The organism is Cobetia sp. SIMBA_158, assembly GCF_046566945.1.
In the GTDB taxonomy this organism is placed as follows: Bacteria; Pseudomonadota; Gammaproteobacteria; order Pseudomonadales; family Halomonadaceae; genus Cobetia; species Cobetia amphilecti.
Genome location: NZ_JAWJYL010001167.1, coordinates 1 through 232 on the forward strand (window position 1 = coordinate 1; position 232 = coordinate 232).

General features: G+C 65.9%; 1 protein-coding gene. It reads left to right on the forward strand.

Features of this window, described 5'->3' with window-relative positions; genetic code table 11:
- Positions 1-232, forward strand: a 232-nt coding sequence (locus R2R70_RS23425; RefSeq protein WP_410979411.1) for a LysR family transcriptional regulator, incomplete at both ends; no start/stop codon positions are given.

Here is a 232-nt window from a genome sequence, read left to right on the forward strand (position 1 = left end):
GGTCGCGAAAGAAATCGACGCGACCACCGCGCAGGTGTCGCGCGCGGTTTCGAATCTCGAAGCCCACGTACAGACGCGCCTGCTGCATCGCACGACGCGGCATCTCGGCCTCACCGAAAGCGGCGAGCGCTACTTCGAGCGGGCGAAATCGATCCTCGCCGAAATCGACTACGCGAACGCCGAAGCGCGCAACGCGCTGCTGCGGCCGAGCGGCAAGATGCGCATCCATGCG